This is a genomic window from Pseudomonas sp. R37(2017) (assembly GCF_002113375.1).
In the GTDB taxonomy this organism is placed as follows: domain Bacteria; phylum Pseudomonadota; class Gammaproteobacteria; order Pseudomonadales; family Pseudomonadaceae; genus Aquipseudomonas.
In genome coordinates this window covers 210,447-233,845 of record NZ_NEHO01000004.1, presented here as the reverse complement: position 1 = coordinate 233,845, position 23,399 = coordinate 210,447, and the positions used below count along the sequence as shown (strand labels likewise).

Below are 23,399 nucleotides of genomic sequence, written 5' to 3'. Positions count from 1 at the left end.
AATAGCGGGCCGTTTCAGTTCAATCGTCCATCCCTCGCCCACTGAACAGGCGGTTGATCATTTCCATGGAGTATCCACGATACGCCAGAAACCTGCCCTGTTTGGCTCGCTCCCGGACGTCCGCTGGCAATTGACCGGAGAACTTGCGTCGCCAGGTATCGGCCATTTGCTCCTGCCAGTCGATACCGCTCTCACGCAGAGCAAGTTCAATATCTGTACGCAGCAAGCCGCGCTGGCTCAACTCTTCACGAATCCGCAAAGGGCCATAACCGGAACGTGCGCGGTAGGAAACGAAGCTTTCGAGGTAACGGGCTTCGGACAACAACCCCTCTTCCGTCAACCGGTCGAGTGCTGTTTCGATCATTTCAGGGAGGGCGCCGCGCTGACGCAGTTTACGCGTCAGCTCGACACGACCGTGCTCGCGTCGAGCGAGCAGGTCCATTGCGGTTCGCCGCACCGCGACGAGTGTATCGAGTGCGGCAGTCATCACTTCGATCAGATATCAGCGTCAACCAGGTCGTCTTCGGTCTCTTTGACCGCAGACGCTTTGGCGTCCGCTACCGATGCCGGGGACAACAGCTTGTCACGCAGTTGCTTCTCGAGCGCTGCTGCGACTTCCGGGTTATCCGCCAGGAACTTGGCCGAGTTGGCTTTACCCTGGCCGATCTTGGTGCCGTTGTAGGCATACCAGGCACCAGACTTCTCTACGAAACCGTGCAAAACACCCAGGTCGATCATCTCACCGTTGAGATAGATACCCTTGCCGTAAAGAATCTGGAACTCGGCCTGACGGAACGGCGAGGCCACCTTGTTCTTCACAACCTTGACGCGGGTTTCGCTACCGACGACTTCATCACCTTCTTTCACTGCGCCAGTGCGACGGATGTCCAGACGAACCGATGCGTAGAACTTCAGTGCGTTACCACCGGTGGTGGTTTCCGGGCTACCGAACATCACACCGATTTTCATGCGGATCTGGTTGATGAAGATCACCAGGCAGTTGGCGTTCTTGATGTTACCGGTGATTTTACGCAGCGCCTGGGACATCAGACGGGCTTGCAGGCCCACGTGCATGTCACCCATTTCGCCTTCGATTTCTGCCTTTGGCACCAGGGCGGCCACGGAGTCGACGATGATCACGTCAACTGCGTTGGAACGCACCAGCATGTCGGTGATTTCCAGGGCCTGCTCGCCGGTATCTGGCTGGGAAACCAGCAGGTCGTCAACGTTCACGCCCAACTTGCCGGCGTACTCAGGGTCGAGGGCGTGTTCGGCGTCGACGAATGCGCAAGTCGCGCCGGCTTTTTGAGCCTGGGCGATCACGGACAAGGTCAGCGTGGTTTTACCGGAAGATTCAGGACCGTAGATTTCAATAATACGGCCTTTTGGCAGACCGCCGATGCCGAGAGCAATGTCCAGACCCAGAGAGCCAGTGGAAATGGCCGGGATCGCCTGACGGTCCTGATCGCCCATACGCATTACGGCACCCTTGCCGAATTGACGTTCGATCTGACCCAGGGCCGCAGCCAAGGCTTTCTTCTTGTTGTCGTCCATTAAAGTCCTCACGTAATCAATAAGGCCTGACGGCCAACACCTGTATAAGTAGCCAGTATTATTCCACAGCGATTCCCGATCGCCTACCCCTGATTTGAGATTTCTGCCGCGGCATACCGCAGCAGCCCCTCTAGCGCGGCCTTCACCGTTTGTCGGCGCACCTCGTCGCGGTCACCGGAGAAGTGTTGCACCTCGCTGAACAATCGCTCGCCCACGCCCCAGGCCAGCCATACCGTGCCCACTGGCTTGCTCGGCGAGCCGCCGTCCGGCCCGGCCACGCCGCTGACCGCCACGGAAAAATACGCTCGACTTTTCTCCTGCGCGCCCCTGGCCATTGCTTCGACCACCTCGCGACTGACCGCCCCCACCCGGGTGAACAATTCCACCGGGACATCCAGCTGCAGGTTCTTCTGCAGATTGGAATAAGTGACATAACCGGCCTCGAACCACGCCGAGCTGCCCGGAATTCGTGTGATCGCCTCGGCGATCCCACCTCCCGTACAGGACTCGGCCGTGGAAACATGGGCATTGAGAATCTGCAATTGCCTGCCAAGGTCAGCGGCGAGCTGGGTGATTACTTTCACGGTCATCTCCTGATGGGGCGGGATGGGTTAACCGTACACCAGCAGACCGCACTTGCAAGCGACTGGAACGATCAAAATGCACAGAAACGGAGGCTCTGGGGAAGGCCTGCCGAGGAATCAATCCTCGACGTCACCGGACGGGGCATGACCGATCCCCAGGCGCTTGGCGGTCCAACGCTCATATAACCCGAGAACTACGTCTGCCCCGGACATCGCCGCCAAACAACCAGCCGCACAAGCAGCCCAAATGGAAACATTGGCGGCATGCAGCAGCATGATGACCGAGGCGCCGCAGATCATGCTCGAGCCAGACCGCAGGCACAGGCGCCGGACAAGGACCCAGCCACGAACGCCGTCTTTGTCGGCACGCCACATTTCACCAGCAATACCACCGAGAGCTGGCAAGAGAATGAGCAGCCAAAGAGGCATGTCCAGCAACGCATACTGCTCCGCGGTCATTTCATGCCTCCTTGAGCGAACGGTCATGCCTTGAATGAATAGGCAACAAGATTATGCATCAATGCATACTCAGTCAATGCACAAACGCAACGAAAAAGACAATCCAATGCTTTCAGCACACGAAAAAAAACCCGCACGACAAGCGGGTTTTATCTGGACGCAAAGGCATTAACGGGCGTACATGCCCCACCAGAAGACATGCCCGAGGATAACAATCGGCTCCTCCTGGATTTCCTGAAAGGTGTAATCTTCGTCAGGATGTTCATCGCGGTTGAAGCTGCGCAGGCGAATCCCGGTCGGCAGGCGATACAGTTGCTTCACCCGCAATTGACCATTGTGATTGATTGCATAAAGGTCGCCGTCAACGATATCGCCAATGCCGCACTTGCCGGCATTGACCCCGACCGTGGCGCCATCGCGCAGTACCGGCAACATGCTGTTGCCGCGCACTGTCACGCATTTGGCCTGGTCGAACTGCACACCGTTATGGCGCAGGCTTCGCTTGCCAAAGCGCAGGCTGGAGCGCTCGCTTTCTTCGATGACGAATCTTCCTGATCCAGCGGCCAATTCAACCTCGCGAAGAAAGGGGACCGATACCTCGTCGTCATCGACAGGGGTATCGTCGTCCCACAGACTTATATCCTTGAGTTCAGAATGGATCTGGGCACGCCCTGCATTGATGGTGACATCTGCGCGACCTCGCAACTGGTCGGTGCTCACGGAAAAATAGTCGGCAATTTTCGAAATGTGCCTATCCGAAGGATCGACGATCTTCCCGCTGAGAATGCGCGAGAGCGTGGATTGAGGCACGCCGGTCCGACGGTGAAGCTCCGTGGGGGAGATCCCGTGCTGATCGAGCAATACTCTCAAGACAGTTGATACGTTGCGTTTTTGCATAATGCGCATATTGCTTGTTCTTTTCGAAGAAGACAAATGCCGAATTGCATAGTCGATGCATAACATGATTTTTGCATCGCAAAAGATGTCATCCGACCGTGGTGCCTGCGTCATGCAGAGCGCCCATGGTAACCTTGCGCCCATCGCGGAAAAGCCCGGCCGTTGCCCCCGCTTTTGCCCCACCTCTTTCAACGAGCTTCCTGACAATCCGATGAATAAAGCCGTCTCCGACCTGTCCTCCCACACCCCGATGATGCAGCAATACTGGCGCCTGAAAAACCAGCACCCGGACCAGTTGATGTTCTACCGCATGGGCGACTTCTACGAGATCTTCTATGAAGACGCGAAGAAGGCCGCCAAGTTGCTGGACATCACGCTCACCGCCCGCGGGCAGTCGGCCGGGCAGGCGATTCCGATGTGCGGGATTCCCTACCATGCCGCCGAGGGTTACCTGGCAAAACTGGTGAAGCTGGGCGAGTCGGTGGTGATCTGCGAGCAAGTCGGCGACCCGGCCACCAGCAAAGGTCCGGTGGAGCGGCAGGTCGTGCGCATCATCACGCCGGGCACGGTGAGTGACGAGGCACTGCTGGATGAGCGTCGCGACAACCTGATCGCCGCCGTCCTGGGTGATGAGCGCCTGTTCGGCCTAGCGGTACTGGACATCACCAGCGGCAACTTCAGCGTGCTGGAAATCAAGGGTTGGGAAAATCTGCTGGCGGAACTGGAGCGGGTCAATCCGGTGGAATTGCTGATCCCGGATGACTGGCCAAAGGACTTGCCGGCGGAGAAACGCCGTGGCGTGCGTCGCCGTGCGCCGTGGGATTTCGAACGCGATTCGGCGCTCAAAAGCCTGTGCCAGCAATTCTCGACCCAGGACCTCAAGGGCTTTGGCTGCGAAACCCTGACCCTGGCGATCGGCGCCGCCGGTTGTCTGTTGGCCTACGCCAAGGAAACCCAACGCACCGCCTTGCCTCATTTGCGCAGCCTGCGTCATGAGCGCCTGGATGACACCGTGGTGCTCGATGGCGCCAGCCGTCGCAACCTGGAGCTCGACACCAACCTGGCCGGGGGCCGTGACAACACCCTGCAATCGGTAGTGGACCGCTGCCAGACCGCCATGGGCAGTCGCCTGCTGACCCGCTGGCTGAATCGCCCGTTACGGGACTTGACAGTGCTGCTGGCGCGCCAGACCTCGATCACGTGCCTGCTCGACGGTTACCGCTTTGAAAGACTGCAACCGCAGCTCAAGGAGATCGGTGACATCGAGCGGATTCTTGCGCGGATCGGCCTGCGCAATGCCCGCCCCCGCGACCTCGCCCGCTTGCGTGACGCCCTCGGCGCACTGCCTGCACTGCAAGTGGCAATGACGGAGCTCGAAGCCCCGCATCTCCAGCAACTTGCCACCATTACCAGCACCTACCCGGAACTGGCGGCACTCCTGGAAAAAGCCATCATCGACAACCCACCCGCAGTCATTCGTGATGGCGGCGTGCTGAAAACCGGCTACGACAGCGAACTCGACGAATTGCAGTCGCTCAGCGAAAACGCCGGACAATTCCTGATCGACCTCGAGGCACGGGAAAAGGCCCGCACCGGTCTGTCGCATCTGAAGGTCGGTTACAACCGCATCCACGGTTACTTCATCGAACTGCCGAGCAAGCAAGCGGAATCGGCACCGGCCGACTATATTCGCCGCCAGACGCTCAAAGGCGCCGAACGCTTCATTACACCGGAACTCAAGGCGTTCGAAGACAAGGCTTTGTCAGCCAAGAGCCGCGCCCTGGCCCGCGAGAAGATGCTTTACGATGCGCTGCTCGAAGACCTGATCAGCCAGCTGCCGCCACTGCAGGACACCGCCGGCGCCCTCGCCGAACTGGACGTCTTGAGCAACCTGGCAGAACGTGCGCTGAACCTCGACCTGAACTGCCCACGCTTCGTCAGCGAACCGTGCATGCGCATCAGCCAGGGGCGCCACCCGGTGGTCGAGCAAGTGCTGACCACACCATTCGTGGCCAACGACCTGAGCCTGGACGACCACACGCGCATGCTAGTGATCACCGGTCCGAACATGGGCGGTAAATCCACCTATATGCGTCAGACCGCATTGATCGTGCTCCTGGCGCACATCGGCAGCTTCGTGCCGGCGGCCAGTTGCGAGTTGTCGCTGGTCGATCGCATCTTCACCCGGATCGGTTCCAGCGACGACCTGGCCGGCGGGCGTTCTACCTTCATGGTGGAAATGAGCGAAACCGCCAACATTCTGCACAACGCCACCGAACGCAGCCTGGTGCTGATGGACGAAGTCGGACGCGGCACCAGCACCTTCGACGGCCTGTCCCTGGCTTGGGCGGCGGCCGAGCGCCTGGCGCATCTGCGTGCCTACACGCTGTTCGCCACCCACTACTTCGAACTGACTGTCCTGCCGGAGGCCCAGCCACTGGTAGCCAACGTGCATCTCAACGCCACCGAGCACAACGAGCGCATCGTGTTCCTGCACCACGTACTGCCCGGACCTGCCAGCCAGAGTTACGGCCTGGCCGTTGCGCAGCTGGCAGGCGTACCGAGTGAAGTGATCACCCGGGCCCGCGAGCATTTGAGCCGCCTGGAAGACACCGCCCTGCCCCACGAGGCGCCTGTGCCCACCAAGGGTAAACCGGCTGCTCCGCAGCAAAGCGATATGTTTGCCAGCCTGCCACACCCGGTCCTGGATGACCTGGCCAAACTGGATCTGGACAACATGACGCCACGTCATGCTCTCGAAATGCTCTATACACTAAAGACACGGATCTAACGCAGCGGCTTGCAAGCTGTTAGAATCTCGCGCGGTTTGGGAGGCTGCTGGCTAATAGCCTGGCCAGCAGACTATCGCTCCCGAACCTGGCGACCCCTACGAGAAGGGGCGCAGCAAGCCGCGCCTGAGGAGAAAATTAGAAATGACCTTCGTCGTCACCGACAACTGCATCAAGTGCAAGTACACCGACTGCGTAGAAGTCTGTCCGGTGGACTGCTTTTACGAAGGCCCGAACTTCCTGGTGATCCACCCGGATGAGTGCATCGATTGCGCACTGTGCGAACCTGAATGCCCTGCCGTGGCTATCTTCTCTGAAGATGAGGTCCCAGCCGGCATGGAAAACTTCATTGAGCTGAACGCTGAGTTGGCTGAAATCTGGCCGAACATCACCGAGCGCAAGGATCCGCTGCCCGACTCCGCAGAATGGGACGGCAAGCAAGGCAAGATCGCAAATCTCGAACGCTGATTACCCCCGCGTTCGCGAAAAAGGCCCCACAAGGGCCTTTTTGCTTTTCTGCGGGCAAAAAAAAGGGGCGGTTTGACCCGCCCACATTTTTTCCCTATTCCCTGTATTCCTTTTCATCGTCCTGATGAATCGCATCCTGCGATGTCCATTCCCCCCCTCATCCTTGAAGGGCGTGTCTGTCCGTCGACACCAGATGAATACTAGAGCTTTTCCCTTCACGATCAATCGCCCTTTGGCGCGAATCCCAACTGTCACACATCATTAATAATAAAAAATACCCATATAAATCATAGAGATATAGACACAAAACGCACAGCATAGACGACTGGCAGGGTGTAAAAATAACGAACACTTACGCAAGAGTAAGCCAGGGCTTACAGCAGGAAACCAATATTCCGAGCTGACCCACTCCAGAGACCAGACAATAAAAAACCCCGAACCAGTCGGGGTTTTTGCCATCGCCGTGGCCGCCTTATTGGAACAGCGACTCACTCGACAGACCATTTTTTTCCAGGATCTCGCGCAGCCGCTTCAAGCCTTCCACCTGAATCTGTCTGACCCGCTCACGGGTCAGGCCGATTTCCAGGCCGACGTCTTCAAGGGTGCTGCTTTCATGACCGCGCAGGCCGAAGCGGCGTACGACCACCTCGCGTTGCTTGTCGGTCAGTTCCGAGAGCCATTGATCGATGCTCTGGGACAGGTCGTCGTCCTGCAACAGTTCGCATGGATCGGTTGGGCGATCATCAGTCAGGGTATCAAGCAGGGTTTTATCCGAATCCGGACCCAGCGAGACGTCGACCGAGGAAACTCGCTCGTTAAGGCCGAGCATGCGCTTGACCTCTCCCACCGGTTTTTCCAGCAGGTTGGCGATTTCTTCGGGTGAGGGTTCATGGTCGAGTTTTTGCGTCAGCTCCCGCGCGGCCCGCAGGTACACGTTCAGCTCTTTGACCACATGGATCGGCAACCGGATGGTCCGGGTCTGATTCATGATTGCACGTTCGATGGTCTGACGAATCCACCAGGTCGCATAGGTCGAGAAGCGGAAACCGCGTTCCGGATCGAACTTCTCCACCGCCCGGATCAAGCCGAGGTTGCCCTCTTCGATCAGGTCCAGCAGCGACAGCCCACGATTGACGTAGCGCCGGGCGATTTTCACCACCAGCCGCAGGTTGCTTTCAATCATGCGTTTGCGCCCGGCCGGATCGCCACTTTGCGACAGGCGCGCAAAATGAACTTCTTCTTCGGGTGACAACAGGGGAGAGAAACCAATTTCATTGAGATACAGCTGCGTGGCATCGAGTGCCCGCGTGTAGTCAATGTATTTGTGTTGTTTCAACGATGCGGAGTGTTTGGATTTGGCACGAACGGAAGGTGGAGCTGCCCCTTCATCATTCGACATCGAATCCGTATCGATGCTGCTCTCCATCAGGAGAACCTCATCGTCGATGTCAAACTCCGGCACTTCTTTACTGAGAGCCATTGTTATAGTCCTTTGGTGAGTTCGACCTCAAGCTCTGGCGGCGCCTTTTTCCCTGGCAACGCTGGAGCCTGTCCCCTCTACGCGACGGAACAGGCTGGTAAGCGATCAACGACGTGGCAGGAATTGCAGCGGATCTACAGGTTTACCCTGGCGGCGAATCTCAAAATGCAGTTTCACCCGGTCTGTACCCGTTGACCCCATTTCGGCAATTGTCTGTCCGACCTTGACCTGCTGCCCCTCCCGAACCAACAGCCTGCGGTTATGTCCGTAGGCACTGACGTAGGTTTCACTGTGTTTGATGATCACTAATTCGCCGTAGCCCCTTAAGCCACTCCCGGCGTATACCACAGTCCCATCAGACGCAGCTAAAACAGGCTGTCCCAAATCTCCGGCGATATCAATTCCTTTATTCAAACTACCGTTTGAAGAGTATTTTCCAATCAGAATGCCATTAGATGGCCATCCCCAGCCGGTCGGGGCAGGCCCGGGAGGGGGCAATGGGGCGGGTGCAGGCTTGTTCGCGACGGACGGTACAACCGTCGTTGTACTGGTGGTCGTACCGTTTGCCGAACGACGAATGACTGTGGTTTTACTCGACGACGAAGGCGATGAACTGGACGAACTGACCACCGCCGTCGACGTTGAATCGGTGCGACCATCAAAGCGAATCGTCTGACCCGGATGGATCGTGTAAGGCGCAGGAATGTTGTTGCGCGCCGCCAGGGCCTTGTAGTCCCAGCCGTAACGGAAAGCGATGGAGAACAGGGTGTCCTTGGGACGGACAACGTATTGTCCCGTGGTCACGGCCGGGCGCGGAGGCGCGGCATTGTTGCGATCCACGACACGTACATCGCTGGATTTGTTGCTGGAACAACCGACCAGCAAGGTGCTCAAGACAAGGCCAGTCACCAGGCGCTGAAAGCTCGTTTTACCCATACGCTGCGCAATGACTGTGAGACTCACCCGCCGCTCCCTCTGTGGTGGCTGAAAATGTGAAATGCCGGTGTCCGGCATGAACTGTCGCAAGTATAACGGGCCGCGCACGCTTTACCTTCAATGTGGCGAATCGGTATCGCGCACACGTTTGCTGCCTGACGATGAATCCCGTTTAACCGAGCGATGCCGCTGTAAGACAAAGGCAATCGAGGAGAATTCAGCGCGCCGAAACAAATGCTCAGGCCAGTGGCCCATTGAGCAATGGCACGAAGCGCACCGGCCCCAGAACATGCCTGGAAAAACCTTGTTCCTCGCGGATGATCAGCATCAATTGCTGGACTTCGCCCGCCCCGACCGGGATCACCATTCGGCCTCCCGGTGCCAACTGGTCCAGCAGAGCCTGGGGTACATCGGTCGCCACTGCCGTGACGATAATTCCGTTGTACGGCGCCAGTGCCGGCCAGCCCTCCCAACCATCGCCCCAGCGGAACACCACGTTGCGCAGGTTCAGTTCGACCAGACGCTCCTTTGCCCGATCCTGCAGTACCTTGATGCGTTCGACCGAGAACACACGCTCGACCAGTTGCGACAGCACCGCCGTCTGATAGCCCGATCCGGTGCCGATTTCCAACACCTTGTCGAGGGGACCGGCCTCCAGCAGCAGCTCGCTCATGCGCGCCACCATATAAGGCTGGGAGATGGTCTGGTTATTGCCGATCGGCAGCGCGGTGTCTTCATAGGCACGGTGCGCCAGGGCTTCGTCGACGAACAGGTGACGCGGGGTCCGGCGAATGACCTCCAGCACCCTGGCGTTGGAGATACCCTCTTCGTACAAGCGCTGGATGAGCCGCTCCCGGGTTCGCTGGGAGGTCATGCCAATACCGCTACGCAGCATATCGTCTTGTTCACGCCCCATCAGCGCAGCCCCTCCAGCCAGCCATCCAGACTTCTGAAGGCATCATTGAACGTGCGATCCAGTTGCAGTGGCGTGATCGAAACATAACCCTGCATTACCGCATGGAAATCCGTACCCGGGCCGCCGTCTTCGGCATCCCCGGCCGCTGCGATCCAGTAACCGGACTTGCCCCGCGGATCCACCACCTTCATCGGTGCCGCGGCTCGGGCGCGATGCCCCAGGCGAGTCAGCTGGATACCGCGGATACGGTCCAGCGGCAAATTGGGAATGTTCACGTTCAGTACCGTACGCGGTGGCAGATTCAGGTCAGCATGGGCTTCGACCAGTTTGCGCGCGAAATGGGCCGCCGTGGGAAGGTTCTCTACCTGGCGTGAGACCAGCGAAAAGGCAAACGATGGGTGATTCAGGAAACGCCCCTCGAGCGCCGCCGCCACCGTACCGGAATACAGCACATCGTCTCCCAGGTTCGCCCCCAGGTTGATACCGGAAACCACCATGTCCGCTTCGCGCTCCAGCAGGCCGTTGAGGCCCAGGTGCACGCAATCGGTTGGAGTGCCATTAACGCTGATAAAGCCGTTGGCCAGGGTTTGCGGGTGCAATGGACGGTCGAGCGTCAGCGAACTGCTGGCGCCGCTTTTGTCCTGGTCCGGGGCGATAACCACGCACTCGGTGTAATCCGCCAGCGCAGCATAAAGCGCGGCGAGACCGGGTGCGGCTACCCCATCGTCGTTAGAAATCAGAATACGCATGGGCTGTCCGTCTGCCCCACCGGCACCAGATCAACAAGTTCACGCACCAATACGGTGGCGAAGCATCCGGCCGGCAGGACGAATTCCAGTTGCAGAATGTCCAGCGAGGGATAATGCCACGTCAACCCGCCAATGGGCAGCCGCAGGATGCGACGTTCGTGGCTCATTCCGGCGCTGGTCAACCAATCGCGAAGGTCCGCTTCGCGTGCGGCAATCGCCTGCTCCAGTTCATGGACAACGCCCATGGCCGGTGAGTCACCTTCACCCCACTGCGGACCGGTCGGGTGCAAGTCGAGAATCGCCAGGCGCGGGTCGCTGCATTCGGCTTCGCCTGCCGGGAAAAAGCTGCGGCTGTCGGTGAACGCCAGCAGATCGCCGACCTGGGCACGCTGCCAGGTGCCATCGGCGACACGTGCGGCCAGTACCTGATTGAACAGAAAACTGCGCGCCGTGGAAAGCAGGCGCGAACGCACATTGCGTTGCTCCGGCAAGGCCTTGCGCGCGGCCCAGGCGCGAGCATCGACCAGGTTACCGCCGTCATGGCCGAAACGCTGGGCGCCGAAATAGTTGGGGATGCCTTGTTTGGCGATCAGTTGCAGACGCTCTTCAATGGCTGACTTGTCGCCAGCGAATTGCGTCAGGCGCAATGTAAAACCGTTGGCCGAGTGCGCACCGCGCTGCAGCTTGCGCTTGTGGCGAGCGGTCTTGAGGATCTTCAGCGTATCGTTTTGCGCAGCCGACAGATCAGGGTCGGCCTTGCCCGGCAACTGCACGCTGAACCACTGGCGAGTCAACGCCTGACGATCCTTGAGCCCGGCATAACTGACGGTGCGCAATGGCACACCCGCAGCCTTGGCAATCCGCCGTGCCGCCTCTTCTGTATTCAGACCGCGCTTTTCCACCCAGATCCACAGGTGTTCGCCCTCGCCACTCAGGGGAATGTCGAGAACTTCGTCGACCTGGAAATCTTCCGCGATGGCTTTGAGTACCGCAGTACCCAAGGCTTCACCATAGGCCCGCGGGCCGAGCAATTGCAGTTCGTTCATGCGCGCAGCAACAAGGCAACGGAGTGCACGGCAATGCCTTCTTCGCGACCGACAAAGCCGAGCTTTTCGGTGGTGGTAGCTTTCACGTTCACTTGATCCAACTCTACTTGAAGATCCGCGGCAATCAGCGCGCGCATCGATTCGATATGCGGGGCCATTTTCGGCGCCTGGGCGACAATGGTGTTATCGACGTTAGCGACTTTCCAGCCTTTGGCATGGACCAGCGCGACGACGTGACGCAGCAGTACACGGCTGTCGGCGCCCTTGAATTGCGGATCGGTATCCGGGAAATGCTTGCCGATGTCGCCCAACGCCGCGGCGCCGAGCAAGGCATCGCTCAAGGCATGCAAGAGGACGTCACCGTCAGAGTGAGCGAGCAACCCGAAGCTGTGTGCAATGCGCACGCCGCCCAGAGTGATGAAATCGCCTTCAGCGAAACGGTGCACATCATAGCCGTGGCCAATACGCATAAAAAAACGCCCCGATTTTTGTCAGGGCGTGATTCTACCTGCATTAGGCACCTAGAGCATGCGCGTGATGCCGCAAGTGCTCATCGATGAAACTGGCGATAAAGAAATAGCTGTGGTCATAGCCAGGTTTCAGTCGCAACGTCAGCGGATGACCGGCCAGTTTGGCCGCCTGCTGCAAGGCGTCCGGCTTGAGCTGATTGGCGAGGAAATCGTCGCGGTCACCCTGGTCGATCAACAATGGAAGCTTTTCTTCGGCCTCGGCAATCAACACACAGGCATCCCATTCGCGCCATTTCGAACGGTCCTCGCCCAGATAACGGGAAAAGGCTTTCTGTCCCCACGGGCAATCCATCGGATTGTTGATGGGCGAGAACGCCGACACCGACAGATAGCGCCCCGGATTGCGCAAGGCACAGACCAGTGCGCCGTGGCCACCCATGGAGTGACCACTGATGCCGCGCTTGTCCGACGCCGGGAAATGGGCTTCGACCAATGTCGGCAATTCCTGCACGACATAGTCATGCATCCGATAGTGACGCGACCAGGGTTCCTGGGTGGCATTCAGATAGAACCCGGCGCCGAGGCCGAAGTCCCAGGCGCCATCCGGATCGCCCGGCACATCAGGCCCGCGAGGGCTGGTGTCCGGTGCGACGATGATCAGCCCCAACTCAGCGGCCATGCGCATGGCGCCGGCCTTTTGCATGAAGTTCTCGTCGGTGCAGGTCAGGCCGGACAACCAGTACAACACCGGCAGCTTGCCGCCCTGCTCCGCCTGCGGAGGCAGGTACACGGCGAACACCATGTCGCAGCCGAGGACTTCCGAGCGATGGCGATAGCGCTTGTGCCAGCCGCCAAAACTTTTCTGGCAGGAGATGTTTTCCAGAGTCATGGGAGTTCTCCCAGTGACAGGCCGCAAGCCTGAAGCTGCAAGAGAGGCGTGCTCACTTGTAGCTTGCAGCTTGCAGCTCACCACTGCTTCTTAGAAATGAATGACGGAGCGGATGCTTTTTCCTTCATGCATCAGGTCAAATGCCTTGTTGATATCTTCCAGGCCCATGGTGTGGGTGATGAAGGTATCCAGCGGAATCTCGCCGGTCTCGGCCATTTCCACATAGCTTGGCAACTCGGTACGACCACGTACGCCACCGAACGCCGAACCGCGCCAGACGCGGCCAGTGACCAACTGGAACGGACGGGTGGCGATTTCCTGGCCGGCACCGGCAACACCGATGATGACCGACTCGCCCCAACCCTTGTGGCAGCACTCCAGTGCCGCGCGCATCAGTTGTACGTTACCGATGCACTCGAAGGAGAAATCGACGCCGCCATCGGTCATGTCAACGATGACTTCCTGGATCGGACGATCGAAGTCTTTCGGGTTCACGCAATCGGTTGCACCCAGTTGCTTGGCGATTTCGAATTTCGCCGGGTTGATGTCGATGGCAATGATGCGCGCAGCCTTGGCTTTCACAGCGCCAATCACCGCCGACAGACCAATGCCGCCAAGGCCGAAAATAGCCACGGTATCGCCCGGTTTCACCTTGGCGGTGTTGAGCACCGCACCGATGCCGGTGGTTACGCCGCAGCCCAACAGGCAGACTTTTTCCAGTGGCGCTTCTTTAGCGATCTTCGCCACGGAGATTTCCGGCAGGACGGTGTACTCGGAAAACGTGGACGTCCCCATGTAGTGGAAAATTGTTTCGCCCTTGTAGGAAAAACGTGATGTGCCGTCCGGCATCAAACCCTTGCCCTGAGTGGCGCGAATCGCCTGGCACAGGTTGGTTTTGCCCGACAGGCAGAATTTGCACTTACGGCATTCCGGGGTGTAAAGCGGGATCACATGGTCGCCGACCGCAACGGACGTCACGCCCTCGCCAATCGCTTCCACGATCGCACCACCTTCATGGCCCAGGATCGACGGGAAGATACCCTCCGGATCAGCGCCGGACAGCGTGTAGGCATCGGTATGGCAAACACCGGAGGCCACCACGCGCAACAACACTTCACCCGCTTTCGGCATGGCGACATCGACTTCAACGATCTCCAGAGGTTTCTTGGCCTCGAAGGCAACGGCGGCGCGCGATTTGATCATGGTGGCTCTCCAGTGAATAAAAACGAGACAGGGAGTGTAATACGGGGCCCAACGATGAATAATCGGGTCAAATGCAAAATATTATTGCCACACAGGGATAATCATCGATGTCCGAAAACCGCTGGGAAGGGATCGACGAGTTTGTCGCCGTAGCCGAGTGCAACCAGTTCACCGCGGCGGCGGAACGCCTGGGAGTTTCTTCCTCCCATATCAGTCGACAAATCGTACGCCTCGAAGAGCGCCTGCAAACCCGGTTGCTCTACCGCAGTACTCGCCGGGTCGCCCTGACCGAGGCCGGACAAACCTTCCTGCAACATTGCCAACGCTTGCAGGACGGCCGCGAGGAAGCGCTGCGCGCGGTCGGCGACTTGACCAGCGAGCCCAAGGGCATGCTGCGCATGACGTGCGCCGTGGCTTACGGTGAACGCTTCATCGTGCCGCTGGTGACCCGTTTCATGGGTTTGTATCCACAACTGCGAGTCGACATCGAGCTGACCAACCGCCAACTCGACCTGGTCCATGACGGCCTGGACCTGGCGATCCGCCTCGGACGCTTGCAGGATTCGCGGCTGGTCGCCACCCGTCTCGCACCAAGGCGTATGTATCTCTGCGCATCCCCTTCTTACCTTGAACGCTATGGCCGGCCGCACAGCCTGTCGGAACTCAGCCGCCACAATTGCCTCATCGGCAGCTCGGATCTCTGGCAACTGGAACAAAACGGGCGGGAATTTTCGCAAAGGGTGCAGGGAAACTGGCGCTGCAACAGTGGGCAAGCAGTACTGGATGCCGCGCTACAGGGTGTAGGTCTGTGTCAGTTACCGGACTATTACGTACTGGAGCATTTGCATAGCGGCGCGTTGATTTCGTTGCTGGAGGCGCATCAACCACCGAACACAGCGGTTTGGGCGTTGTATCCGCAGCAACGGCATTTGTCGCCGAAGGTGAGAAAACTGGTGGATTATTTGAAGGCGGGGTTGGCTGAAAGGCCGGAATATCGAGGTCAGTAGATCGTTGGAGTGCCAGTAATAGTTGACTGACTGGACCACCGCTTTCGTCGGAACGCCGCCCGGAGCAAGCCCGCTCCCACACGGATCAGCGGCGATTGGCCCAGCGCTGACGCAACCAGTCGAGATCCTCGGGGCGAGTGACCTTCAGGTTATCGGAGCGACCTTCGATCAGGCGCGGCGACTGGCCTGCCCATTCCATGGCGGATGCTTCATCGGTGATCACCGCATCCGCCACCAGACTGTCCGCCAAGGCCCGATGCAACGCACCGAGGCGGAACATCTGCGGCGTGTAGGCCTGCCAGATCACGCTGCGATCCACGGTTTCGACCACACGACCGTGCTTGTCGACCCGCTTGAGCGTATCCCGCGCCGGCACCGCCAACAATCCACCGACCGGATCATCCGCCAGTTCACCCAACAATTTATCGAGATCATCTCGGGCCAGATTCGGTCGCGCGGCATCGTGAACCAGTACCCAATCCTCATCATCAGCGCCCTGCGCATGCAGGTGCAGCAACGCATTGAGCACCGAACCGGAACGTTCGGAACCGCCCTCGACCCGGGCAATGCGCGGATCACTGGCACACGCCAGGTTCGGCCAATAAGGATCGTCAACAGCGACACTGACCACCAAACCTTTCAGGCCTGGATGATCGAGGAAACAGCCGAGGCTGTGTTCGAGAATAGTGCGCCCGCCCAGTTGCAAGTATTGCTTGGGGCGGTCCGCGGCCATACGGGCACCGACGCCCGCGGCAGGAATAACGGCCCAGAAGGCCGGTAGCGTCTGGGTCATTGCGCCAACTGGTAAAGGGTTTCACCGTCCTTGACCATGCCCAACTCATGACGAGCCCGCTCTTCAACGGTCTCCATGCCCTTTTTCAACTCACTGACTTCGGCGTCCATCACCCGGTTGCGCTCCAGCAGTGCCTCGTTCTCGGCATGCTGGTCCGCAATCTGCTGATTCAACTCGGCCACTTGCGCCAGGCTGCCATTTCCCACCCACAGGCGGTACTGCAGGCCAGCCAGCAACAAAAGCAGGATGAGGAACAACCAATTGGGACTGCGCATCGAATATCGGGTATCCAGTGAAAAAGACAGCCATGCCAAACATGAAGCTTCTGATAGCACGAAGCCTGGAAGAACCAGGCTTGTGCTTATAAGGCATCAGATTAGTGGCAAAATCGTCGCTGTAGCGATTTTTTCGACACAATCTGCTGACTTTTTTACATCAACCGCGGAACTCGCCGCGACCGTTGTACTTGGCTTTGCCGTTCAACTGCTCTTCGATACGCAGCAGTTGGTTGTACTTGGATACGCGGTCGGAACGGCACAGGGAACCGGTCTTGATCTGGCCAGCCGAAGTACCCACGGCCAGGTCGGCAATGGTCGAATCTTCGGTTTCGCCGGAGCGGTGCGAGATCACGGCGGTGTAACCGGCAGCCTTGGCCATCTGGATGGCTTCCAGGGTTTCGGTCAGGGTGCCGATCTGGTTGAACTTGATCAGGATCGAGTTGGCGATCTTTTTGTCGATGCCTTCTTTCAGGATCTTGGTGTTGGTGACGAACAGGTCGTCGCCTACCAGTTGGGTCTTCTCGCCGATCTTGTCGGTGAGGATCTTCCAGCCAGCCCAGTCGGACTCGTCCAGGCCATCTTCGATGGAGATGATCGGATAACGCTCGGTCAGGCCTTTGAGGTAGTCAGCGAAACCTTCGGCGGTGAACACCTGGCCTTCGCCGGACAGGTTGTACTTGCCATCTTCGAAGAACTCGCTGGCCGCGCAGTCCAGGGCCAGGGTCACGTCAGTGCCCAGCTTGTAACCAGCATTGGCCACGGCTTCGGAGATCACTTTCAAAGCGTCTTCGTTGGAAGTCAGGTTCGGCGCGAAGCCACCTTCGTCACCGACGGCAGTGTTCAGGCCACGGGCCTTCAGCACGGCTTTGAGGTGGTGGAAAATCTCGGTGCCCATGCGCAGACCTTCCGAGAAAGACTTGGCGCCAACCGGCTGAACCATGAATTCCTGGATGTCGACGTTGTTATCGGCGTGCTCGCCGCCGTTGATGATGTTCATCATCGGAACCGGCATCGAGTAGACACCCGGGGTGCCGTTCAGGTTGGCGATGTGAGCGTACAGCGGCAGGTCCTGGTCCTGTGCTGCTGCCTTGGCCGCGGCCAGGGAAACGGCGAGGATCGCGTTGGCGCCCAGGGAACCTTTGTTTTCAGTACCGTCGAGCTTGATCATTGCCAAATCGAGGGTTTTCTGGTCGCTTGGGTCCATGCCTTTCAACAGGTCGCGGATCGGACCGTTGATGTTGGCTACGGCCTTCAGAACACCCTTGCCCAGGTAACGGCTCTTGTCGCCATCACGCAGCTCGAGCGCTTCACGCGAGCCAGTGGAAGCACCGGACGGCGCGCAGGCGCTGCCGATGATGCCGTTATCGAGAAGCACGTCCGCTTCCACGGTGGGATTGCCACGGGAGTCGAGAACTTCACGACCTTTGATGTCGACGATTTTAGCCATTGTTGTAAACACTCCAAAGTTGACGAAAACGACGCAGCTGTAGGAAATCTTTGATCGTCGGCAAGCGAGGTGCAGCAGGCAGTCTTGCAGACGATAAGGCTCAGGCCCGCAGGCCTGAGCGTTTAATCGTGCGGTACTTTACCGGAGATTTGAGGATTACGCGGTTTCTACCGTCGGAAAACTCTTCACCAGTTCGTCCAGGGCTTTGAGCTGGGCCAGGAATGGCTCCAGTTTGTCCAGGCGCAAGGCGCAAGGACCGTCGCATTTGGCGTTGTCCGGATCCGGGTGGGCTTCCAGGAACAGGCCGGCCAGCGACTGGCTCATGCCGGCCTTCGCCAGGTCGGTGACCTGGGCGCGACGACCGCCGGCGGAATCGGAGCGACCGCCAGGCATTTGCAGCGAGTGGGTCACGTCGAAGAACACCGGGTATTCGAACTGCTTCATGATGCCGAAGCCGAGCATGTCGACGACCAGGTTGTTGTAGCCAAAGCTCGAACCGCGTTCGCAGAGGATCAACTGATCGTTACCCGCTTCCACGCACTTGTTCAGGATGTGTTTCATTTCCTGAGGAGCAAGGAACTGGGCTTTCTTGATGTTGATCACCGCGCCGGTTTTGGCCATCGCGACCACGAGGTCGGTCTGGCGCGACAGGAAGGCTGGCAACTGGATGATGTCGCAGACTTCAGCGACGACCGCGGCCTGGTCAGGCTCGTGAACGTCGGTGATGATCGGCACGCCGAAAGCTTGCTTGATGTCCTGGAAGATGCGCATGCCTTCTTCCAGGCCAGGACCACGATAGGAGGTCACAGAAGACCGGTTGGCCTTGTCGAAACTGGCCTTGAACACGTAAGGGATACCGAGCTTTTCGGTGACCTTCACATACTCTTCGCAAACCTGCATGGCCATGTCACGGCTTTCCAGCACGTTCATGCCGCCGAACAGCACCATGGGCTTGTCGTTGGCAATCTCGATGTCGCCGACGCGGATGATCTTCTGTGCCATCGGGGTTACGCCTTCTTCTGGTGTTGAGCCAACGCCGCCTTGACGAAACCGCTGAACAGCGGGTGACCGTCGCGTGGTGTCGAGGTGAACTCAGGGTGGAACTGGCAAGCGACGAACCATGGGTGATCCGGTGCTTCAACCACTTCCACCAGCGCGCCATCACCGGAGCGACCGGAGATTTTCAGACCGGCTTCCATGATCTGCGGCAGCAGGTTGTTGTTCACTTCGTAGCGATGACGATGACGTTCGACGATCACGTCCTTGCCGTAGCAACCGTGGACCAGGGAACCCGGCTCCAGCAGGCAATCCTGTGCGCCCAGGCGCATGGTGCCGCCCAGGTCGGACGCTTCGGTACGGATTTCGACCGCGCCGGTGGCATCTTCCCACTCGGTGATCAGACCTACGACCGGGTGACCGCTGGCGCGATCGAACTCGGTGGAGTTGGCGTCTTTCCAGCCCATAACGTTACGGGCAAACTCGATAACCGCCACTTGCATGCCCAGGCAGATGCCCAGGTACGGAACCTTGTTTTCGCGAGCGTACTGAACGGCAGTGATCTTGCCTTCAACGCCACGCAGGCCGAAACCGCCTGGAACCAGGATCGCGTCGACGCCTTCCAGCAGCGCGGTGCCCTGGTTCTCGATGTCTTCGGAGTCGATGTAGCGCAGGTTGACCTTGGTACGGTTGCTGATGCCGGCGTGACTCATCGCTTCGATCAGCGACTTGTAGGCGTCCAGCAGTTCCATGTACTTGCCGACCATGGCGATGGTGACTTCGTGCTCGGGATTGAGCTTGGCGTCGACCACGGCTTCCCACTCGGACAGATCGGCACCGCCGCATTGCAGGCCGAAACGCTCGACGACGAAATCGTCCAGGCCCTGGGAGTGCAGGATGCCCGGGATCTTGTAGATGGTGTCAGCGTCTTCCAGGCCGATCACCGCACGCTCTTCAACGTTGGTGAACTGCGCGATCTTGCGACGCGAGGAAATATCGATCGGGTGATCGGAGCGGCAGACCAGCACGTCTGGTTGCAGGCCGATGGAACGCAGTTCCTTCACCGAGTGCTGGGTTGGCTTGGTCTTGGTTTCGCCGGCGGTGGCGATGTACGGCACCAGCGTCAGGTGCATCAGCATCGCGCGCTTGGCGCCGACTTCGAAACGCAATTGGCGGATCGCCTCGAGGAACGGTTGCGACTCGATGTCACCCACGGTGCCACCAATCTCGACCATTGCCACGTCAGCGTCGCCGGCGCCCTTGATGATGCGGCGCTTGATTTCGTCGGTGATGTGCGGGATCACCTGGATGGTTGCACCCAGGTAGTCACCACGGCGCTCTTTGCGCAGGACGTGTTCGTAGACACGGCCGGTGGTGAAGTTGTTGTTCTGGGTCATGGTAGTGCGGATGAACCGCTCGTAGTGCCCCAGGTCCAGGTCGGTCTCGGCGCCGTCGTGGGTGACGAACACTTCACCGTGCTGGAACGGGCTCATGGTGCCCGGGTCGACGTTGATGTAGGGGTCCAGCTTCAGCATGGTGACCTTAAGTCCCCGCGCCTCCAGGATGGCCGCCAATGATGCCGATGCAATGCCTTTCCCCAATGAAGAAACAACACCGCCCGTGACGAATATGTAGCGCGTCATGAAAAACCCTAGAAGTCTGCGTTAAAGCGGTCCGAGCCGCCGGGGAAAGCGAAGGAAGGCCGAAGCCCCCGATCACCTGCATTAATCACAGTGCACCTTTCAAAAAAACCGCCGCGTTGGGACAGACCGGGAAATGAATCACCGGTTCGTTGCTCGCTACACATTTTTTGGAATCGCCCAGCAAAGACTGCTTGGTAATCGGCAACTCCTGCAATTCAGGCGAATCCACAGAAGTTGTATCAAGAAGGGAGCGTAGTCTACCGGAAAGCACCCTTCATCTCAAACCCAGTTCCTCGCCTGGTGGCTGCCAATGCAAATTCCAGCTTCCGCCCGCCCTACCGTCCAGTCCTTCAACGTTAGCCACTGCCAACAATTGATCGCCTTTATAGAGCAGCGGCAATCTGCCGCGCACGAAGGACGGTACACCTCTTTCATTGAGCAATCGTTTCAGGTCCCGATGGCCGCGACCTGGCAATGCCATGACTTCTCCCCCTTCACGATAGCGGATCTGCAACGGGCCATCGGGGATTTGCCCGGCGAGCGAAAGCAGGCCGTTGTCCGGGAGTGCCAGCGCTGAAGCCGGGGTTTGCCACGTTCCGGCGGCGGGCAGCGGGCGTAACCACCAGCCGGACAGCCACCAGATCCGCCCGCCCGCCCGGTGCAGTTCGCCATCGGCCAGCCGCCACACCGGGCAGGCATCACCGCTGGCATCGCGCAAGTCCACCCAACCCGACCAATGGTCTGCGTCCGGCAGTCGGGCCAGCGGTTCGAGCCAATGGCTCAAGGCATTGCGTTGCCGGGCCTCGGACAAATGTACAAGCGATGCCAATTCAAGGGATCGTAATCCCAGCCAGTCGAAGGGGCTGGCAGACCTGGCCTCACGCAAATCCATGTCAGCAAGTTCTTCGAGCAAGCCCTGCGCTTCAGCCAGATGCGCCGCGCTGCGGGCCATGGTCGCCTGTGCTTGTGGCCAGCGCCCGACCAGCACGGGGAAGACTTGATGCCTAAGGTAGTTGCGCGAGTATTGCCGATCCTGGTTCGAAGGATCCTCGATCCAGCTCAAGCCTTGCTCGCGGGCATAAGCCTCCAGCTCAGCCCGAGAGACATCAAGCAATGGCCGCAGCAGATGCCCCCCGCCCAATGGGCGCTGACGCGGCATTCCCGATAGCCCGCGCACGCCGGCCCCCCGCAGCAATCGGAACAGCAGGGTTTCCGCCTGATCGTCGCGGTGCTGGGCCGTCAGCAGCACCTCATCGGCCTGAACCGCATCGCCAAACGCAAGATAGCGCGCCTCCCGGGCCGCACGCTCCAGGCTGGCGCCGGGCTGTACCTGCACTCGAACGATCTGCAACGAAACACCGAGTTCCGTGCACACAGATCGACAATGTTCCGGCCACGCATCGGCCACGGTTTGCAGACCGTGATGCACGTGGATGGCGCTCAACACCGGCAGGGATTGGGTTTTCGAGAGCTGTGCAAGGAGGTGCAGCAGGACGGTGGAGTCCAGACCGCCGGAGAAGGCGATGCGCCAGACCGGGGCGTTGCGCCATGGGGCAAGATTCAACAAGAGTCTGGCTGGCAGATCAATATTGGACCGACTCATATCCATCACCTTGCACAAATCAAATGTGGGAGCGAGCCTGCTCGCGAAGACAGGTCAACATTCAACACATTCGTTGGCTGTTATACCGCTTTCGCGAGCAGGCTCGCTCCCACACATGGGTACAGCGAGACCTGAATTACAGGCCGTAGCTCATCAGACGCTCATAACGGCGAGCCAGCAGTGCGTCGTTATCGAACTTCTTGAGCATCGCCAGTTGCGAACTCAGCTCGGCGCGGATCGAGGCGGCGGCGGCAGCCGGGTCACGGTGCGCGCCACCCAATGGCTCGCCAATCACCTTGTCGACGATGCCCAGGCCTTTGAGGCGCTCGGCGGTGATGCCCATCGCCTCTGCCGCATCCGGTGCTTTCTCGGCGGTTTTCCACAGAATCGATGCGCAACCTTCCGGCGAAATCACCGCGTAGGTCGAGTATTGCAACATGTTCAACTGGTCGCAGACACCAATGGCCAATGCACCACCGGAACCACCCTCACCGATCACGGTGGCGATGATTGGGGTTTTCAGGCGGGCCATGACACGCAGGTTCCAGGCAATCGCTTCGCTCTGGTTGCGCTCTTCAGCGTCAATGCCAGGGTAGGCGCCCGGGGTGTCGATGAAGGTCAGGATCGGCATTTTGAAACGCTCGGCCATTTCCATCAGGCGGCAAGCCTTGCGATAGCCTTCCGGACGCGGCATGCCGAAGTTGCGGCGAACCTTCTCGCGCACTTCACGGCCTTTCTGGTGACCGATGACCATCACCGGTTTGTCCTCGAGGCGGGCAATGCCACCAACGATAGCCGCGTCGTCGGAGAAGTGACGGTCACCGTGCAACTCGTCGAACTCGGTGAAGATGTGTTCGATGTAGTCCAGGGTATAAGGACGTTTCGGGTGACGCGCCAGACGTGCGATCTGCCAGCTGGTCAGCTTGCCGAAGATGTCTTCGGTCAGCGTTTTGCTCTTGTCCTGCAGGCGGGAGATCTCATCGCCGATATTCAGCGAATTGTCATTACCGACCAAGCGCAACTCTTCGATCTTGGCTTGCAGGTCGGCGATCGGCTGTTCGAAATCTAGAAAATTCGGGTTCATAGGCGTCCGTCTTGGGTCGAGTCCAAGGAGTCTTGGCCCGGCCGGTTGTCTATTCGCGCCCTACCTTAAGGGACAGGCGCGTTGAGGTCGAGATTAAAAATTCAGGTT

The 23,399-nt window shown here is 59.0% G+C and carries 23 protein-coding genes; 3 read left to right on the top strand and 20 right to left on the bottom strand.

Going from position 1 to position 23,399, the window contains the following annotated elements; genetic code table 11:
- Positions 1 to 19: 19 nt before the first annotated feature.
- The 5 genes from recX to CAG47_RS08960 all read right to left on the bottom strand — a co-directional run bounded on the left by recX (position 20) and on the right by CAG47_RS08960 (position 3,503).
- Positions 20 to 487, bottom strand: a complete 468-nt coding sequence (gene recX / locus CAG47_RS08980; RefSeq protein ID WP_085724529.1) for a recombination regulator RecX — start codon at positions 485 to 487, stop codon at positions 20 to 22.
- Between the two features lie 8 nt (positions 488 to 495).
- Positions 496 to 1,554, bottom strand: coding sequence for a recombinase RecA (recA, locus tag CAG47_RS08975; protein ID WP_085724528.1), 1,059 nt, complete (start codon positions 1,552 to 1,554; stop codon positions 496 to 498).
- Between the two features lie 83 nt (positions 1,555 to 1,637).
- Positions 1,638 to 2,138 carry a CinA family protein gene (locus CAG47_RS08970; RefSeq protein ID WP_085724735.1) on the bottom strand — a complete coding sequence of 167 codons (501 nt, stop codon included), beginning with the start codon at positions 2,136 to 2,138 and terminating at the stop codon, positions 1,638 to 1,640.
- A 117-nt stretch (positions 2,139 to 2,255) separates the two neighbouring features.
- Positions 2,256 to 2,597, bottom strand: a complete 342-nt coding sequence (locus CAG47_RS08965; RefSeq protein ID WP_085724527.1) for a phage holin family protein — start codon at positions 2,595 to 2,597, stop codon at positions 2,256 to 2,258.
- A 168-nt stretch (positions 2,598 to 2,765) separates the two neighbouring features.
- A complete protein-coding gene (locus CAG47_RS08960) occupies positions 2,766 to 3,503 on the bottom strand; it encodes a S24 family peptidase (protein ID WP_085724526.1) in 738 nt (245 codons plus the stop codon).
- Between the two features lie 202 nt (positions 3,504 to 3,705).
- Here CAG47_RS08960 and mutS point away from each other — a divergent pair, with 202 nt between their 5' ends.
- Positions 3,706 to 6,285 carry a DNA mismatch repair protein MutS gene (gene mutS / locus CAG47_RS08955; protein ID WP_085724525.1) on the top strand — a complete coding sequence of 860 codons (2,580 nt, stop codon included), beginning with the start codon at positions 3,706 to 3,708 and terminating at the stop codon, positions 6,283 to 6,285.
- 142 nt (positions 6,286 to 6,427) lie between these two features.
- Entirely contained in the window at positions 6,428 to 6,751 is a 324-nt protein-coding gene (gene fdxA / locus CAG47_RS08950; protein WP_085724524.1) for a ferredoxin FdxA, read from the top strand.
- A gap of 472 nt (positions 6,752 to 7,223) precedes the next feature.
- Here fdxA and rpoS read toward each other — a convergent pair whose 3' ends face one another.
- The 8 genes from rpoS to CAG47_RS08910 all read right to left on the bottom strand — a co-directional run bounded on the left by rpoS (position 7,224) and on the right by CAG47_RS08910 (position 14,440).
- A complete protein-coding gene (gene rpoS / locus CAG47_RS08945) occupies positions 7,224 to 8,231 on the bottom strand; it encodes an RNA polymerase sigma factor RpoS (protein WP_007990225.1) in 1,008 nt (335 codons plus the stop codon).
- A gap of 105 nt (positions 8,232 to 8,336) precedes the next feature.
- A complete protein-coding gene (locus tag CAG47_RS08940) occupies positions 8,337 to 9,194 on the bottom strand; it encodes a peptidoglycan DD-metalloendopeptidase family protein (protein ID WP_085724523.1) in 858 nt (285 codons plus the stop codon).
- 211 nt (positions 9,195 to 9,405) lie between these two features.
- The gene (locus tag CAG47_RS08935; RefSeq protein WP_177408955.1) at positions 9,406 to 10,041 is read right to left on the bottom strand and encodes a protein-L-isoaspartate(D-aspartate) O-methyltransferase; all 636 of its coding nucleotides are present in this window, start codon (positions 10,039 to 10,041) and stop codon (positions 9,406 to 9,408) included.
- Positions 10,042 to 10,082: 41 nt separating this feature from the next.
- Positions 10,083 to 10,832, bottom strand: coding sequence for a 5'/3'-nucleotidase SurE (surE, locus tag CAG47_RS08930; protein ID WP_085724521.1), 750 nt, complete (start codon positions 10,830 to 10,832; stop codon positions 10,083 to 10,085).
- Positions 10,820 to 11,878, bottom strand: a complete 1,059-nt coding sequence (gene truD / locus CAG47_RS08925; RefSeq protein WP_085724520.1) for a tRNA pseudouridine(13) synthase TruD — start codon at positions 11,876 to 11,878, stop codon at positions 10,820 to 10,822. Before truD ends, surE begins: the two co-directional genes overlap by 13 nt.
- Positions 11,875 to 12,348, bottom strand: coding sequence for a 2-C-methyl-D-erythritol 2,4-cyclodiphosphate synthase (gene ispF, locus CAG47_RS08920; RefSeq protein ID WP_085724519.1), 474 nt, complete (start codon positions 12,346 to 12,348; stop codon positions 11,875 to 11,877). Before ispF ends, truD begins: the two co-directional genes overlap by 4 nt.
- 43 nt (positions 12,349 to 12,391) lie before the next feature.
- Positions 12,392 to 13,237, bottom strand: a complete 846-nt coding sequence (fghA, locus tag CAG47_RS08915) for an S-formylglutathione hydrolase (protein WP_085724518.1) — start codon at positions 13,235 to 13,237, stop codon at positions 12,392 to 12,394.
- A gap of 90 nt (positions 13,238 to 13,327) precedes the next feature.
- On the bottom strand, positions 13,328 to 14,440 hold the full coding sequence (locus CAG47_RS08910; RefSeq protein ID WP_085724517.1) for an S-(hydroxymethyl)glutathione dehydrogenase/class III alcohol dehydrogenase: 1,113 nt from the start codon (positions 14,438 to 14,440) through the stop codon (positions 13,328 to 13,330).
- 107 nt (positions 14,441 to 14,547) lie between these two features.
- Between CAG47_RS08910 and CAG47_RS08905 the strand changes: the two genes are divergently transcribed.
- Positions 14,548 to 15,447: a LysR substrate-binding domain-containing protein gene (locus CAG47_RS08905; protein WP_085724516.1), complete on the top strand. Its 900-nt coding sequence runs from the start codon at positions 14,548 to 14,550 to the stop codon at positions 15,445 to 15,447.
- A gap of 85 nt (positions 15,448 to 15,532) precedes the next feature.
- On the opposite strand, the gene ispD is transcribed toward CAG47_RS08905, so the two are convergent.
- From ispD to CAG47_RS08870, 7 genes are all read right to left on the bottom strand, one after another.
- Positions 15,533 to 16,240, bottom strand: a complete 708-nt coding sequence (gene ispD / locus CAG47_RS08900) for a 2-C-methyl-D-erythritol 4-phosphate cytidylyltransferase (protein ID WP_085724515.1) — start codon at positions 16,238 to 16,240, stop codon at positions 15,533 to 15,535.
- On the bottom strand, positions 16,237 to 16,515 hold the full coding sequence (gene ftsB / locus CAG47_RS08895) for a cell division protein FtsB (RefSeq protein WP_085724514.1): 279 nt from the start codon (positions 16,513 to 16,515) through the stop codon (positions 16,237 to 16,239). The genes ispD and ftsB overlap by 4 nt, the downstream gene beginning before the upstream one ends.
- 160 nt (positions 16,516 to 16,675) lie before the next feature.
- Complete coding sequence (gene eno, locus CAG47_RS08890; RefSeq protein ID WP_085724513.1) at positions 16,676 to 17,965, bottom strand: phosphopyruvate hydratase; 1,290 nt, start codon at positions 17,963 to 17,965, stop codon at positions 16,676 to 16,678.
- 156 nt (positions 17,966 to 18,121) lie between these two features.
- Positions 18,122 to 18,967 carry a 3-deoxy-8-phosphooctulonate synthase gene (gene kdsA / locus CAG47_RS08885; RefSeq protein ID WP_065259203.1) on the bottom strand — a complete coding sequence of 282 codons (846 nt, stop codon included), beginning with the start codon at positions 18,965 to 18,967 and terminating at the stop codon, positions 18,122 to 18,124.
- Between the two features lie 5 nt (positions 18,968 to 18,972).
- On the bottom strand, positions 18,973 to 20,604 hold the full coding sequence (locus CAG47_RS08880) for a CTP synthase (RefSeq protein ID WP_085724512.1): 1,632 nt from the start codon (positions 20,602 to 20,604) through the stop codon (positions 18,973 to 18,975).
- Positions 20,605 to 20,878: 274 nt separating this feature from the next.
- Positions 20,879 to 22,207: a tRNA lysidine(34) synthetase TilS gene (gene tilS, locus CAG47_RS08875; protein WP_085724511.1), complete on the bottom strand. Its 1,329-nt coding sequence runs from the start codon at positions 22,205 to 22,207 to the stop codon at positions 20,879 to 20,881.
- Between the two features lie 136 nt (positions 22,208 to 22,343).
- Entirely contained in the window at positions 22,344 to 23,291 is a 948-nt protein-coding gene (locus tag CAG47_RS08870) for an acetyl-CoA carboxylase carboxyltransferase subunit alpha (protein ID WP_085724510.1), read from the bottom strand.
- Between the last annotated feature and the right edge of the window lie 108 nt (positions 23,292 to 23,399).

Excerpts from the sequence above, each read along its gene's own strand:
- CAG47_RS08870 (WP_085724510.1), bottom strand. The coding sequence starts at position 23,291 with ATGAACCCGAATTTTCTAGATTTCGAACAGCCGATCGCCGACCTGCAA.
- tilS (WP_085724511.1), bottom strand. The coding sequence starts at position 22,207 with ATGAGTCGGTCCAATATTGATCTGCCAGCCAGACTCTTGTTGAATCTT.
- fdxA (WP_085724524.1), top strand. The coding sequence starts at position 6,428 with ATGACCTTCGTCGTCACCGACAACTGCATCAAGTGCAAGTACACCGAC.
- fghA (WP_085724518.1), bottom strand. The coding sequence starts at position 13,237 with ATGACTCTGGAAAACATCTCCTGCCAGAAAAGTTTTGGCGGCTGGCAC.
- surE (WP_085724521.1), bottom strand. The coding sequence starts at position 10,832 with ATGCGTATTCTGATTTCTAACGACGATGGGGTAGCCGCACCCGGTCTC.
- CAG47_RS08935 (WP_177408955.1), bottom strand. The coding sequence starts at position 10,041 with ATGACCTCCCAGCGAACCCGGGAGCGGCTCATCCAGCGCTTGTACGAA.
- recX (WP_085724529.1), bottom strand. The coding sequence starts at position 487 with ATGACTGCCGCACTCGATACACTCGTCGCGGTGCGGCGAACCGCAATG.
- CAG47_RS08910 (WP_085724517.1), bottom strand. The coding sequence starts at position 14,440 with ATGATCAAATCGCGCGCCGCCGTTGCCTTCGAGGCCAAGAAACCTCTG.
- rpoS (WP_007990225.1), bottom strand. The coding sequence starts at position 8,231 with ATGGCTCTCAGTAAAGAAGTGCCGGAGTTTGACATCGACGATGAGGTT.
- CAG47_RS08965 (WP_085724527.1), bottom strand. The coding sequence starts at position 2,597 with ATGACCGCGGAGCAGTATGCGTTGCTGGACATGCCTCTTTGGCTGCTC.
- CAG47_RS08960 (WP_085724526.1), bottom strand. The coding sequence starts at position 3,503 with ATGCGCATTATGCAAAAACGCAACGTATCAACTGTCTTGAGAGTATTG.
- mutS (WP_085724525.1), top strand. The coding sequence starts at position 3,706 with ATGAATAAAGCCGTCTCCGACCTGTCCTCCCACACCCCGATGATGCAG.
- recA (WP_085724528.1), bottom strand. The coding sequence starts at position 1,554 with ATGGACGACAACAAGAAGAAAGCCTTGGCTGCGGCCCTGGGTCAGATC.
- kdsA (WP_065259203.1), bottom strand. The coding sequence starts at position 18,967 with ATGGCACAGAAGATCATCCGCGTCGGCGACATCGAGATTGCCAACGAC.
- ftsB (WP_085724514.1), bottom strand. The coding sequence starts at position 16,515 with ATGCGCAGTCCCAATTGGTTGTTCCTCATCCTGCTTTTGTTGCTGGCT.
- CAG47_RS08880 (WP_085724512.1), bottom strand. The coding sequence starts at position 20,604 with ATGACGCGCTACATATTCGTCACGGGCGGTGTTGTTTCTTCATTGGGG.
- eno (WP_085724513.1), bottom strand. The coding sequence starts at position 17,965 with ATGGCTAAAATCGTCGACATCAAAGGTCGTGAAGTTCTCGACTCCCGT.
- CAG47_RS08905 (WP_085724516.1), top strand. The coding sequence starts at position 14,548 with ATGTCCGAAAACCGCTGGGAAGGGATCGACGAGTTTGTCGCCGTAGCC.
- ispD (WP_085724515.1), bottom strand. The coding sequence starts at position 16,240 with ATGACCCAGACGCTACCGGCCTTCTGGGCCGTTATTCCTGCCGCGGGC.
- truD (WP_085724520.1), bottom strand. The coding sequence starts at position 11,878 with ATGAACGAACTGCAATTGCTCGGCCCGCGGGCCTATGGTGAAGCCTTG.
- ispF (WP_085724519.1), bottom strand. The coding sequence starts at position 12,348 with ATGCGTATTGGCCACGGCTATGATGTGCACCGTTTCGCTGAAGGCGAT.